Here is a 13,826-nt window from a genome sequence, read left to right as displayed (position 1 = left end):
TAAACCAACGATTTTTTATTTTATCCAACTCTATTAATATCAGCACTTGATAAATCTTTAGATGTTGGTATAAAGTTACCTACTAATGATCCTATTAATACTGGAACTATCCAGTTAAATCCTAGTGGTGCAAAAGGTAATTTTGTTACAAGTGGTATTGATATTCCCATTGAATTAGCAACAGTTAATACACTTATAAGTAATGCAGCATATGTGGCACCTTTGAATGCATTATCATTTTTAATTCTTTTACCGAATATTGTCATTATAACTAATACAACTGTCGCTGGGTATATCATATCTAATATTGGAGCTGAGAATTGTATTATTGTACTTACTCCAAAATTTGAAACTATTGCACTAAATATACAAACTACTGTAACTATAACTTCATACTTTAATCTTCCATTAGTTATTTTTTCAAAGTATTGAGCAGTAGCTGATGTAAGACCTATAGCTGTCGTTAAACATGCTAAACCTACTATAAGTGCTAGTATTATTTTTCCTGGTTGTCCAAGTAAAGATGCAGTCATCTCTACTATTAAAGATGTTTGAGATACATCTACTCCATATATTTTAGAAACTGTAGCTCCAAGATATGTTAGTCCTCCATATACTAAACATAGACCTAAAGCTGCAACCATTCCTGCTTTTAATGTTAACTTAACTTTTTGATTTTCTTCTGTATATCCTTTATTTACAAGAGATCTTATTACAACAGTTGAAAGTGCTACTGCACCTAACGCATCCATTGTTTGATATCCTTGCTTAACTCCTTCGGCAAATACTCCATCAATCATAGGACTTGGATTTATTTCGCCTAATGGAGATATTATCCCTTTAACTATTAAAACACCTAAAGCTACTAATAATGCTGGTGTTAAAAACTGGCCTATTATGTCTACAACTTTTGATGGCTTTATAGTTAGTACAAATGTAATAGCAAAGAATATTACTGAGAATAATACCGGATTAAATCCATTAAATAAAGGGTGAACTCCCATTTCGAAAGTTGTTGCTGCTGTTCTTGGTATTGCTAATAATGGTCCAAGACATATCATTATAGCTGAACCTAAAATTATTGCTAATGTTTTTCCTGATCTTCCCAGAATTTTACTTACTTCTCCATTACACTTTGCTGATGCTGTTACTGCAAGTAATGCAAGTCCTACATCGGCTAGTATAAATGCTACAAATCCTATTAGCCAACTAGATCCTGATATTACTCCTAAATATGGAGGAAATATTAGGTTCCCTGCTCCAAAGAACATGGCAAATAGTGCAAATCCTACAACTACTACATCTTTAGTTGTTTTGTTCATATTAACGCCCCCTTAAATTCCTTCGAATTTACATAGATAAGTTTAAATATTAAATTATTTTTATATTAATAAATTATTTAATATTTCGAATTAAGTATAACATCTTTATTTTCAAAACGTCAACAATATTAAAAATATACTAACTTTTTTAAATATTCTGTATATTTTCATTTTCGCTTTATATTGTATCATTTTTCTACAAATATCTTTCCCTATTTCATATTTTTTATTACCTTTTTCAATATTTTCAGTATATTTTTTAATCTTATTTAAATTTTACAATATATGGTTTAATACTGTCAATTCATTTTTGTTATTTTTCTAACTATTCTATTTTTTACAATTATATTTTAATAACGTTTTCTTACTATTTTCAATAGTTTGAGCGTTATTTTATATTTCTAAATTTTTTTATTATTTTGTATAAAAATATCTAAAAGAATGTAAAAAAAGCATAGATAATTATCTATGCTTTTTCATTAAATTACAGCTTCTTGTTTGTGTACTTTTTCATCTTCTTTTTCTGCTTTTAATTCTCTATATAAAACAAATGCTGTTATTGCAGTTGCTAGAAAATCTGCTACTGGTTGAGCATACCAAACCCCATCTAATCCAAAGAATTTTGGAAGAATCATAATCATAGGCATAAGTAATATAAATTGTCTAAGTAAACTTAAGAACATTGCTATTTTAGCCTTACCTATAGATTGTATATAGTTTGATCCTGTTATAGATATTCCTATTATAGGTATCATTAATAGATATATTTTAGCTCCATTAATTGATACTTCCATAAGCTTAGGATCTTTATTAAACATTCCTACTATAACATCTGGTATAGTTTGTATTAATATCCATCCTGCAGTTAATATAACTATAGATATTAATGCAGATATCTTGAAAGCTTTATTTGCTCTTTTATATTTTCTTGCACCAAAATTAAATCCTATTATAGGTTGGGCACCTTGGTTAAGACCAAATATTGGCATTAAGAATATCATTGATATAGACGATATTGTAGCCATAGCACCTATAGCTAAATCTCCCCCATAAATTTTTAAAGCATTATTTGATATAACTTGAACTAGACTTGTAGCAAGCTGCATGGCAAAAGGTGCTGACCCTATAGCAAATATTATTTCAACTAAATGTTTATCTAGCTTTAAACTAGACTTATGAAACTTTAGATTAGATTTACCTCTTGCATAATACATAAGACCCCATAAAGCAGTTACTATTTGAGATGTTACTGTCGCAATAGCTGCTCCTTGTATACCTAATTTAAATCCAAATATTAATACTGCGTCTAAAACTATATTTGTCATACATCCTACTATCATTATTAATGCTGCAAGTTTTGGATTTCCATCACCTCTGATGGTATTGTTTAATGTATACGCTAGTACATTAAATATAGTACCACCTAAAATTATATATATATATGATTTCGCATAACCAATTGTACTACTACTTGCACCAAATATTCTAAGTATTTGATCTCCAAATACTATACCAAATACACTTATTAATAACCCTATTATTATTGATAAAGTTATGCTATTTCCTATAATCTTTTCTGCATCTTCTTTTTTTCCTTGACCTAATTTTATAGATATATTAGTAGTAGCTCCTATACCTACCAACATTGCAAAAGCTAACATTATAGTCATTATAGGAAGACATACTCCAACACCAGTTATAGCTAATGGTCCAACACCTGGTATATTACCTATAAATATTCTATCTACTACATTATAAAGTGCATTTACCATCATACCTATAATAGCTGGAACTGAATATTTTAGTAATAATTTACCAATGGACTCTGTTCCTAGTATTTGTTCATTTTTCATAATTTTCCCTCCTTTATATTGCACTACATATTTTTTTCAATAATATAATCATATTTTCTGATTCTTCTTTGTCTAAATTAGACGTTATAACTTCTTCCCAACTAGACATTATTGTATAAATATCATTTTTTAAGTCTTTGCTTTTATCTGTTAAATATACCTTATATGCTCTTTTATCATCTATGTTCTTTTCTCTTATTAAAAATCCTTGTTCTTCTAGCTTCTTTATCGCTCTTGCAGTTGTTCCTTTATCTATATTTAACACATCTGATAGTTCTTCCTGATTTCTACCATCCTGTCTATAAAGTTCTAATAAAAACATAACTTGCCCAGAACCTATTCCTAATTCATTTAATCCCTTTGATATAAATGAATTACCTTTTCTATATATTTGAGATATATATCTACCTATATGTTCTCGTTTTTTACCCAAAAAATCACCACCTAAATATAACACATATTTTAGAGTAGTTGCATAGACAACTATATTAGTATATCTCATTTTAGTTGTTATTGCAACTATTTTATTATATAATTTTTTAACTTTAATTAAATCACTTAAGCTCAAAACATGTTGTAATACAAACACCAACTATATTTCATAGAAAGTAGTTTTTTTAAAGGATACAAATCCCGAAATGTCAATATATACATGTGAACAAAAACTGTAAAAATAAATATATAACCTTAATGGAATTTTTCATAAAAGAAATAGATACTATCAAGAAAACGCAAAAAATAAATAATAGTGATTGGTCTAAAAACAATTAGGTTCTTCATCAAATATCTTAGTTAATACATTAAGAATTTTAAATATATTACTAAGATAAACTATTAATTATAAATACTGCTATTTATAGTTATTTTTATGCTAAATTATCACAAAATTCTTTAATATAGCCTAATTAAAATAAAAAGTTGCTCCTTTAAATTTAAGGGAGCAACTTTTTATATACGTAAATATTTTACGCTTATATTTTATATTGTATAAAATATTAATATCCTATTATTGGTTGATTAAAATTGTTCATCACTAAATGATATTTTTCCGTCAAAGTACTTATTTTCTTCATCTTTTAAATTAAACTTACCTATAAGTTCCTTTAACATTTGAGCTTGTGCAGATAATTCCTCACTTGCAGCAGCACTTTCTTCAGCAGTTGCTGAGTTAGTTTGTACAACTACAGATATTTGTTCAACACCAACATTTACTTGACTTATATGATTAGCTTGTTCATTACTTACATCTGCTATATACTGTATAACATTTGCTGAATTTTTAGCGCCTTCAACTACTGCTTCAAGAGATTTAGCAGTATCTGAAACTATTATAGTCCCCTTTTCTATAGCTTTAAGTGATTTTTCAATTAATTCTGCTGTATCTTTTGCACTTTGTGCAGATTTAGCAGCAAGATTTCTAACTTCATCTGCAACTACAGCAAATCCTTTACCAGCTTCTCCAGCACGTGCTGCTTCTACGGCTGCATTAAGTGCTAATATATTTGTTTGGAATGCTATATCATCAATATTTTTAATTATATTTCCTATTTCATTTGATGTAGTATTTATATCATCCATTGCAGTAATCATTTCTTTCATTTGTTCTTTACTTTTATCTGTTGCCTTACTTGCTTCTAGAGATATATCTTTTGCTCTTAATGCATGTTCTGCTGTTTCTTTTATTTGTGATGAAACTTCATTTATAGTTGCTGAAAGTTCTTCAATTGAGCTTGCTTGTTCTGTAGTACCTTGAGAAAGTACTTGTGCTCCTTCTGATAATTGATAAGAACTAACTGCTACTTGTTCGCCAGCTTCATTTATTTGTATTAAAGTGTTATTTAAATCATATACTATTTTATTTAAAGCTATTAATATAGGCTCAAAGTCTTTTACAAATAGACTTTTGTATTCTTCGCTATCTGCATGAATATCTAAATTGCCATCACTAACTTCTGTTAATATATATGTTAAAGCATTTATCATACTTCTAAAATCTTTAACTATTTTATATGTAGCATCTGCTACTAGACCGATCTCATTGTCTTCATCTATAACTGGGACCTCTGAATTTAGATCTCCTTGAGCTAACTTATTTAATCTTTCACTACATTCTTTTAATGGATTTCCTATTTTTTTAGAGAATCTTATAGCCACAAATATAGCTAAAACTGTAACTACTACAGTCAATATTCCTGTATATATGATTGATTTATACATCTCACCAAGGAAATCACTTTTGTTTACCATTATACCCATACCCCATCCATTACTATTTTTTACTGGGGCATATCCTAAAATCCAATCTTCACCATTTAAATTTGCATCAGAAAATCCTGTTTCTCCTGAGATAAGCTTTTCATCTGCTTGTGCAAAAGGTTTTAGACTTTCATTACTTTCTGCTTCTTTTATAGTATTTTTTGCATTAACTAAACTTGCATCTCTATGAGCAATTGTAGTTCCTTGATTGTCTACAAGATAAGCATAACTATTTTCACTTATATCTATGCCTCTAACTATATCATTTAAATAATCTTTATCTAAATCAAAAGTTACAACTCCCACAACTTTACTATTTTCTACTCCATTTTCCCAAATAGGTGCTGAAACTACTAGTATATTCTCTCCTGTTACCTTACTAAGAACTGGACTACCTAAATATGCTTTACCATTTATAGAAGCTTTAAAGTAATCTCTGTCAGAGTAATCGTTTCCACTAAAAATATCTTTTCCATTTGTATCTATTATTTGACCCACTTTCATTCCATATAATTTTTCTTGTCTATCTATAATACTTTCTTTTTCTTCCTTACTTACTTTTGGGTCTGAAATTTCCTTAATAATACCTGTTTGAATCGTTGCATTTTTTATATTTGTAATTTTTTGAGTTGCAGTTTGTGCTGCTTGCTTAGTAGTTTCTACTATGGTTTTTGATAATACACTATTAGCACTCTTATAATTTAAGTAACTTGTAACAGTACCTAAAAGTAAACAACTTATAACTGAAAAACTTACTATTATCAAAGTTAGTTGAGTTTTTATACTTTTGCTTTTACTTTTACCTTTTATCTTATGCCATAATTTAGTTTCCATTAATTGCCTTCCTCCTCTTATCACACTTATTTTCATACATTCTTTTCATTAAATAACCCTGCATTATAAATCATTAGATTTTAAATATACTCATTCCAAATAATTTATTCACCTCAAACCTTCCATATTAAAATTTGCCCTCATTAAATCATTTAAGATTTGTTGATTTTGTTTTGTGCTAAATATCATAATATAATTTCCATATTATGATTAATAATACGGACATTTCTATGATTTATTTAGACTTATTAATAACTATTCCTACTACAAAATTTTAAAACATACCTTATAATTACATGTACAACGTCCCTAGTACTATATAAGTATAAATAACAGCTTATAAGTAAAACTTAAAGTGAGAAACAAATATGGTAGTAACAGTAACTAAAAATTCATTAAAATTAAAACTAAGATTTGATTGTATAAAAATTAAGAAACATGTAAGATAATAGTAAAAAATAAAACTTATTCAAATATAAACCCAGATGTGCTCAATGATGGTGTACATACAGTAGGAGTGGTATTATCATCACTTCAAAACTTTAAATTATTAGAAGTATTAAAATAGATAATTCAATATTATCCTAATAAAAATTCACTTCGCTCATTTTGTATAATTTAAATTTATAGAGAATAATTTTATGGAAATTAAAAAGAAATTTTTAATGAGTTTTAAAATTACATCAAGTAAAATGGATCAGTAGATGAGCCTAAAGTAGATTTGACAGAAAAAGAAATAGAAACAGCTATGTCTATAATAGTTTCTAAAAATATATTAGACATAAAATAAAGGTAGAGCTTTTGCTCTACCTTGTTTTAGTTAAGTATGTTAATTACAAAATTTTCTAACAGAACCTTAATTTTTTATATCTTCTGGAACCTCTAAAGTTATTTTTCCTATTTTACCATCTCTAAACTCATTTAATACAGTAGTTGCTATACGAGTATAATCTAACTCTTTTCTTCCTGTTACAAATCCTCTTTTACGTCCTATCATATCCATAGTTTCTATATCACTATTACCTAGTTCCCCCAGCTTATATCTAGCTTTTAATTTTTCTGGCTCTATCTCCATAAGCTTTCCTATAAGTCTTAAAGCAAGTGTATCAACATCTAGTATTTCATCTTTTATTGCTCTACAAAACGCTAAATTAAGGGCTACATCTTGATCTTCAAATTTAGGCCAAAGTATACCTGGTGTATCTAATAATTCTAGGTTTCCTTTTAATCTTACCCACTGTTTACCTTTAGTAACACCTGGCTTATCTCCTGTTACTGTACTTTTTCTACCTGTTAATTTATTTATTATAGACGATTTACCTACGTTTGGTACTCCAACTATCATTATTCTTATAGGTCTTTCTTTTCTACCTTTTTCTTTTAATGCATCCATCTTATCTTTAGTTACATTTTTACACTCATCTATTAATTTATTAAGACCCATACCTTTAATAGTATCTATTGGTATAGCTTTTATACCTTTTTCTTTATAGTATTTTATCCATCTATCAAGCTTTGCTCTATCTGCTAAGTCACTTTTATTTAATATAACAACTCTTGGTTTATTTCCTGCAAGTTTGTCTATATCTGGATTTTTACTACTAAATGGTATTCTAGCATCTAAAAGTTCTACTACAACATCTACTAATTTTAAATTATCTCTAACTAAGTCCTTAGTCTTTTTCATGTGTCCTGGATACCAGTTTATATGTAAATTATCATCTCTTAGATATTCATCATAATCGGTTCTCATTTTATCTCCTCTTGCCATGATTATCACTCCTTTTTATATTAATTCGCTCATTTTATTTCAACTTATCTATTATACCATAATATTTTTTTATTTGCTTGTTTAATATTTGATGCTACATTACTTCTATTATAACTATAACGTATATTTTTTAAACCTCTTTATATATAGAGAAAAAACTAGCATATTATATTTCTGCATACTTCCTAATGTTTGATTAATAATAAGCATAAACTTCATGTGAAAAATCTATAGATGTTTCTATAGTTCCTTGTATAATAAGATTTTATATATAAAAAAAGGACTGTAAATCAGTCCTTTTTATCTATAGTAAAGTTTAATTATCTAGCTTCTTTTATCTTAGCAGCTTTACCTACTCTACCTCTTAAGTAGTTTAACTTAGCTCTTCTTACTTTACCTTTTCTAGTTACTTCTATCTTTTCTATTCTTGGAGTGTGAACTGGGAAAGTTCTTTCTACACCAACGTTGAAAGATATTTTTCTAACAGTGAAAGTTTCTTTTATTCCTCCACCTTGTCTCTTTAATACTACACCTTCGAATACTTGTATTCTTTCTCTTTTACCTTCAACTATTCTAACGTGTACTCTTACTGTGTCCCCAGGTCCAAAGTTAGGAACTTCTTTCTTTAATTGCTCTTGCTCTAATGATCTTAATATTTCGTTCATTTTTTTCCTCCTGATATCATAGACATTCTTAATTACTGACCAACGTAACAGAGGAATGCCCGTTTTTTTCAACATTTAAAATTATACTATACTTTAAACTTATTTACAAGCTTTTTTGTACAAGTCTGGTCTTCTTTCTTTAGTTATTTTTATAGACTGTTCATGTCTCCAATTATCAACATTTTTGTGGTTTCCAGATAATAAAACATCCGGCACTTCTAACCCCATAAATTCTCTAGGTCTAGTATAATGAGGGTACTCTAATAAATTATCTTTGAAAGATTCTTCTTCAAAAGATTCATTTTGGCTTAGTACTCCTGGTATTAACCTTGATATAGAATCTATCAATATAAGAGCTGGTAACTCTCCTCCTGTTAATACATAATCTCCAATAGATATTTCATCTGTTACTATTAAGTCTATAATTCTTTGATCTATGCCTTCATAATGTCCACAAAGTAATATTATATCTTCTTCTGTAGAAAATTCTTGTGCTATAGACTGGCTATGCACTTTACCTTTAGGTGTTAAATATATTACTCTAGGATTATTTATACCATGAGTATCTATAATATGCTTATATGTATCATATATAGGTTGAGGAGTCATAACCATACCTGCTCCCCCTCCAAATGGGTAATCATCTACTTTTTTGTGCTTACTATTTGAAAAATCTCTAATATTATATATAAATACTTCTATTTTTCCTTTTTCAATAGCCCTTTTCATTATACTTTCACTCATATAAGAGTTAAATATATCAGGAAATAATGTCATTATATGAAATCTCATTTTATCACCTAGTCTAACATACCTTTTATAGGATTTATTATCATTTTCTTCTCATTAATATCTATAGTAGGTACAAATTGCATAACAGCTGGGATTAAGTATTCTTTGTTATTTTCATCTTTTACAACATATACATCATTAGCAGCATATTGTAAAACTTCTGCTAATTTTCCTACATATTGCCCATCAACAGTTTCTACATCTATTCCTATCATATCAGCTACAAAGAATTCATCTTCATCAAGTTCTCTAGAATTTTCTCTAGATACATATATAAATTTATCCCTTAATTTTTCTGCATCTTCTATTCTATCGATACCTTTTATTTTCATTATTACCATATTTCCTTTATATCTTACCCTTTCAACTTCTAAAGGATTTTCTCTGTCTTTTCCTATGTAAAATTCTTCTAAATCATCAAATCTATTTATATCATCAGTATAACTATAAACTCTAACTTCACCTTTTAACCCTTGTGTATTGACTATTTTTCCTATTTTAAAATGTGTTACTTGTGTCATTATCATTCTCCTTAAAGATAATATTTTATATGTTCTTTCTATAATTTTATTATATATTATGCACTATAAAACTATAGTCTATAAGTTCTTAATACATTAAAAGGATTAGGTATATACCTAATCCTTTTAAACTATATCAAGAGAAACTTTAACATTCTCTTTGTTAGCAACGGCTTTTACAACAGTCCTTATAGACTTAGCTATTCTACCTTGCTTTCCGATAACTTTTCCCATGTCATCCTGAGAAACTTTTAGTTTTAATGTTATTTCCTCATTGTGTCTGACTTCTTCAACTATTACAGCTTCAGGATTGTCAACTAGAGCTTTAGCTATCTCTAACACTAGCTCTTTCATATACTCATCTCCTAATAAAGCTTATTATTTTTTAGAAGCTTCGAACTTTTCCATAACACCGTTGTTAACTAATAAAGTTTTTACAGTGTCAGTTGGTTGAGCACCATTTGATAACCACTTAACAGCTTTCTCATCGTTTATTTTAACTTGCTTTGGTTGAGAAACTGGGTTGTAGTATCCTATTTCCTCTATGAATTTTCCATCTCTTGGAGATCTAGAATCTGCTACTACTATTCTGTAGAAAGGTTTTTTATTTGATCCCATTCTTTTTAATCTTATTTTAACTGCCATTACAGTCACCTCCGAAAATTTTTATTTTGCTTATTTATTTAAAGAAAGGAAGTCCGGCAAAACCGCCCCTTTTCTTCATACTTTTTTGAGAGCCTGTAAACATCTTCATCATCTTCTTCATCTCATTGAATTGTTTTAAAAGTCTGTTTACATCTTGAACAGTAGTTCCACTACCTTTAGCTATTCTTCTTTTTCTAGAAGCATTTAGCAAACTTGGGTCTTTTCTTTCTTCTTTTGTCATAGATTGAACAATGGCTTTAGTTCTTTTCATTTCTTTACCATTTAAATCTACATCTCCAAGTTGGTCTTTTATATTCCCTATACCTGGAATCATACCTAATATTTTATCAAGAGGACCCATATTTTGGATTTGCTCCATTTGTTCTAAGAAATCTTCAAAATCAAGTTCTTGTTTTTTAATCTTTTCTTCTAATTCCTTAGCTTTATCTAAATCAATATTTTCTTGTGCCTTTTCTATTAAGCTAAGTATATCACCCATACCTAATATTCTTGAGGCCATTCTATCTGGATGGAAAGGTTCTAAATCATCTAATTTTTCACCCATACCTATGAATTTTATAGGTTTTTGTGTTACGGCTCTTATTGAAAGTGCAGCACCACCTCTAGTGTCTCCATCTAGTTTTGTTAGTATTACTCCATCTACACCAAGAGTTTCATTGAAGCTTTCTGCAACATTGACTGCATCTTGTCCTGTCATTGAGTCTACTACTAATAGTATTTCATGAGGTTTAACTTCAGATTTTATAGATTTTAATTCATCCATTAAGGCTTCATCTATATGAAGTCTACCTGCTGTATCTATTATAACTAAGTCATTGTTATTTTTTATTGCATGACTTAATCCTGCTTTTGCTATGTTTACTGGACTTTCCTTATCACCCATATTGAATACTGGTATATCTAACTTTTCTCCAACAACTTGTAACTGCTTTATAGCCGCTGGTCTATAAACGTCACAGGCAACAAGTAAAGGTTTCTTACCTTGTTTTTTGAAATATCCTCCAAGTTTTCCAGATGTAGTTGTTTTACCTGCACCTTGAAGACCTACCATCATTATTATAGTTGGTGGTTTTGGAGATATTACTATTTTACTAGCTACATCACCCATTAGGCTTGTAAGCTCTTCATTTACTATTTTTATTACATGTTGTGCCGGAGTTAAACTCTGCATAACTTCTTGCCCAACACATCTTTCTTGCACCTTCTTTATAAAATCTTTTACAACCTTAAAGTTAACGTCCGCCTCTAAAAGAGCAAGTTTAACTTCTCTCATAGCATCTTTTACGTCTTTTTCGGTTAATTTACCTTTAGATTTTAATTTATCAAGTGCACCTTGCAATTTATCTGATAATCCTTCAAATATCATTTTAACATCTCCCTACATACATCTTCTATATTTTCTAGCTTAGGGATTAAATTAGCACAATCTCTATTTTGCAATAAATTTTGTTTAATGTCAACAATTTTATCTTGTATATTTTTTATAAAATTTTCTTGTTCTTTATGTTTATGAACTAAATTTAATTTACTCTCGTAGTCTTTTAGTATTTTTTCTGAACGCTTAAGAGTATCATATACTCCTTGTCTTGATACATTCAGATTTTCACTAATTTCACCTAGAGAATAGTCTTCTTCATAGTAAAGTGAAACTATTTCTCGCTGCTTATCAGTAAGTAGTTCTTTGTATTGTTCAAACAACAATCCAATCTCAACCATTTTTTCTATATTCATCTCTTTACACTTCCCAGTAAATTACTGTAAAGGTTAATTACTTTACACATTGTATTTTATATCATATATAAAGTATTGTCAATATAGAATTAGCTTATTTTTTGCTTTATTATTGACATTTTATTTTTGCTAATTTAGTTCCCAAATAATGCATCTGAAAATGCTTTTGCATCGAAATCTTGTAAGTCTTCTACCTTTTCTCCTACACCTATAAGTTTTACAGGTACATCTACCTCACTCTTAACTGCAAGGACAACACCACCCTTAGCAGTACCATCTAGTTTAGTTAATACTATTCCTGTTATATCAGCAACTTCTTTAAATGTCTTAGCTTGTGCTACTGCATTTTGACCTGTCGTTGCATCTACTACTAATAATACTTCTTTTTTAGCTTCCGGGAATTCTCTATCAACTATTTTAAATACTTTTCCTAACTCATTCATAAGGTTAGCTTTGTTGTGAAGTCTTCCTGCTGTATCACATATTAATAAATCTACTTTTCTAGCCTTTGCAGCTTTAACTGCATCAAATATTACTGCACCTGGATCTGCTCCTTCTTGATGCTTTATTATATCTACATTGCTTCTGTTTGCCCATACTTCTAATTGTTCTATAGCTGCGGCTCTAAATGTATCACCAGCTGCAAGTAAAACTTTTTTACCTTCTGATTTATATCTATTAGCTAATTTACCTATAGTAGTTGTTTTACCAACACCATTTACTCCAACCATCAGTATTATAGTAGGTGAATGAGTAACATCTAATTTTTGATTTTCTTCTCCTAATAATTCTTCCACTACTATCTTTAGTTCATTTCTTACATCCATAGGATCAGTTATACCTTTAGACTTTATCTTATCTCTAAGGCTGTCTATTATATTCATTGTAGTATTAACACCAACATCAGCAGTTATTAAAATTTCTTCTAATTCTTCTAATAACTCCTCATCTACTTTTGTATATGATTTTAATACATCATCTATTCTATCAGTTATACCTTTTTTAGCCTTAGTTAAACCTTCTTTTAATCTATTAAATAGATTAACTTTCTTTTCTTTTGGTTGTTCCTGTACTTCTTCTACTACCTCTATTTCTTCAATAGATTCATCTTTAACTTCATCTTTAGTTTCTTTACTTTCATTTACTATTTCTATTTTTTCTTTAATAAATTCTTCTTCTAAATCTTTTGTATCTTCTTTAATCTCTTTCTCTATATCTTCTTCATCTTCTTTTATAGTTTCTTCTATAACTTCAGTTTCTTCTGTATCTACTTTTTCATTTACTTTACTAGCTTCTTCTGTAAGATCTACTTCTTTTAAATCTTCTTCAATTAAATTTTCTTCACTTACTAACTCTTCAACTTCTTTATTTTCTTCTTTTTTCTTTCCAAAATTAAATAACTTCTTAAACACTTA

General features: G+C 28.6%; 14 protein-coding genes and 1 pseudogene. 2 read left to right on the top strand and 13 right to left on the bottom strand.

Annotated elements, in window-relative coordinates:
* Positions 1-20: 20 nt before the first annotated feature.
* From brnQ to I1959_RS04985, 4 genes are all read right to left on the bottom strand, one after another.
* Positions 21-1,322, bottom strand: coding sequence for a branched-chain amino acid transport system II carrier protein (gene brnQ / locus I1959_RS05000; RefSeq protein WP_166505825.1), 1,302 nt, complete (start codon positions 1,320-1,322; stop codon positions 21-23).
* 479 nt (positions 1,323-1,801) lie between these two features.
* The gene (locus tag I1959_RS04995) at positions 1,802-3,175 is read right to left on the bottom strand and encodes an MATE family efflux transporter (protein ID WP_092924537.1); all 1,374 of its coding nucleotides are present in this window, start codon (positions 3,173-3,175) and stop codon (positions 1,802-1,804) included.
* A gap of 13 nt (positions 3,176-3,188) precedes the next feature.
* A complete protein-coding gene (locus I1959_RS04990; RefSeq protein WP_243239998.1) occupies positions 3,189-3,608 on the bottom strand; it encodes a MarR family winged helix-turn-helix transcriptional regulator in 420 nt (139 codons plus the stop codon).
* A 584-nt stretch (positions 3,609-4,192) separates the two neighbouring features.
* Positions 4,193-6,265 carry a methyl-accepting chemotaxis protein gene (locus I1959_RS04985; protein ID WP_166505826.1) on the bottom strand — a complete coding sequence of 691 codons (2,073 nt, stop codon included), beginning with the start codon at positions 6,263-6,265 and terminating at the stop codon, positions 4,193-4,195.
* Between the two features lie 445 nt (positions 6,266-6,710).
* Between I1959_RS04985 and I1959_RS15865 the strand changes: the two genes are divergently transcribed.
* Both I1959_RS15865 and I1959_RS15860 read left to right on the top strand, forming a co-directional pair.
* Positions 6,711-6,833 carry a DUF1659 domain-containing protein gene (locus I1959_RS15865; protein WP_166506279.1) on the top strand — a complete coding sequence of 41 codons (123 nt, stop codon included), beginning with the start codon at positions 6,711-6,713 and terminating at the stop codon, positions 6,831-6,833.
* 141 nt (positions 6,834-6,974) lie between these two features.
* Positions 6,975-7,055 (top strand): annotated as a pseudogene (locus tag I1959_RS15860) (hypothetical protein); the annotation flags it as partial.
* A 66-nt stretch (positions 7,056-7,121) separates the two neighbouring features.
* Here I1959_RS15860 and ylqF read toward each other — a convergent pair.
* The 9 genes from ylqF to ftsY all read right to left on the bottom strand — a co-directional run bounded on the left by ylqF (position 7,122) and on the right by ftsY (position 13,823).
* Positions 7,122-8,018, bottom strand: a complete 897-nt coding sequence (ylqF, locus tag I1959_RS04970) for a ribosome biogenesis GTPase YlqF (RefSeq protein WP_195237533.1) — start codon at positions 8,016-8,018, stop codon at positions 7,122-7,124.
* Positions 8,019-8,356: 338 nt separating this feature from the next.
* A complete protein-coding gene (gene rplS, locus I1959_RS04965; RefSeq protein WP_092924533.1) occupies positions 8,357-8,701 on the bottom strand; it encodes a 50S ribosomal protein L19 in 345 nt (114 codons plus the stop codon).
* Positions 8,702-8,800: 99 nt separating this feature from the next.
* Positions 8,801-9,493 (bottom strand): tRNA (guanosine(37)-N1)-methyltransferase TrmD, encoded by a 693-nt coding sequence (gene trmD / locus I1959_RS04960; protein WP_092924531.1) that lies wholly within the window; start codon positions 9,491-9,493, stop codon positions 8,801-8,803.
* An 8-nt stretch (positions 9,494-9,501) separates the two neighbouring features.
* Positions 9,502-10,014, bottom strand: a complete 513-nt coding sequence (gene rimM, locus I1959_RS04955) for a ribosome maturation factor RimM (RefSeq protein ID WP_330615164.1) — start codon at positions 10,012-10,014, stop codon at positions 9,502-9,504.
* A gap of 126 nt (positions 10,015-10,140) precedes the next feature.
* Entirely contained in the window at positions 10,141-10,368 is a 228-nt protein-coding gene (locus I1959_RS04950) for a KH domain-containing protein (RefSeq protein ID WP_092924529.1), read from the bottom strand.
* 24 nt (positions 10,369-10,392) lie between these two features.
* The gene (gene rpsP, locus I1959_RS04945; RefSeq protein WP_071119726.1) at positions 10,393-10,659 is read right to left on the bottom strand and encodes a 30S ribosomal protein S16; all 267 of its coding nucleotides are present in this window, start codon (positions 10,657-10,659) and stop codon (positions 10,393-10,395) included.
* Positions 10,660-10,693: 34 nt separating this feature from the next.
* Positions 10,694-12,046 carry a signal recognition particle protein gene (gene ffh, locus I1959_RS04940; RefSeq protein ID WP_166505827.1) on the bottom strand — a complete coding sequence of 451 codons (1,353 nt, stop codon included), beginning with the start codon at positions 12,044-12,046 and terminating at the stop codon, positions 10,694-10,696.
* The gene (ylxM, locus tag I1959_RS04935; RefSeq protein WP_166505828.1) at positions 12,043-12,411 is read right to left on the bottom strand and encodes a YlxM family DNA-binding protein; all 369 of its coding nucleotides are present in this window, start codon (positions 12,409-12,411) and stop codon (positions 12,043-12,045) included. The genes ffh and ylxM overlap by 4 nt, the downstream gene beginning before the upstream one ends.
* Before the next feature lie 134 nt (positions 12,412-12,545).
* Positions 12,546-13,823 (bottom strand): signal recognition particle-docking protein FtsY, encoded by a 1,278-nt coding sequence (gene ftsY, locus I1959_RS04930; RefSeq protein ID WP_195237284.1) that lies wholly within the window; start codon positions 13,821-13,823, stop codon positions 12,546-12,548.
* Positions 13,824-13,826: the final 3 nt, after the last annotated feature.

It is taken from the genome of Romboutsia sp. 1001285H_161024_C4, from assembly GCF_015550185.1.
Lineage (GTDB): Bacteria > Bacillota > Clostridia > Peptostreptococcales > Peptostreptococcaceae > Romboutsia_C > Romboutsia_C hominis.
The sequence above is the reverse complement of the archived record's forward strand: the minus strand, read 5'-3'. Positions and strand labels throughout refer to the sequence as shown.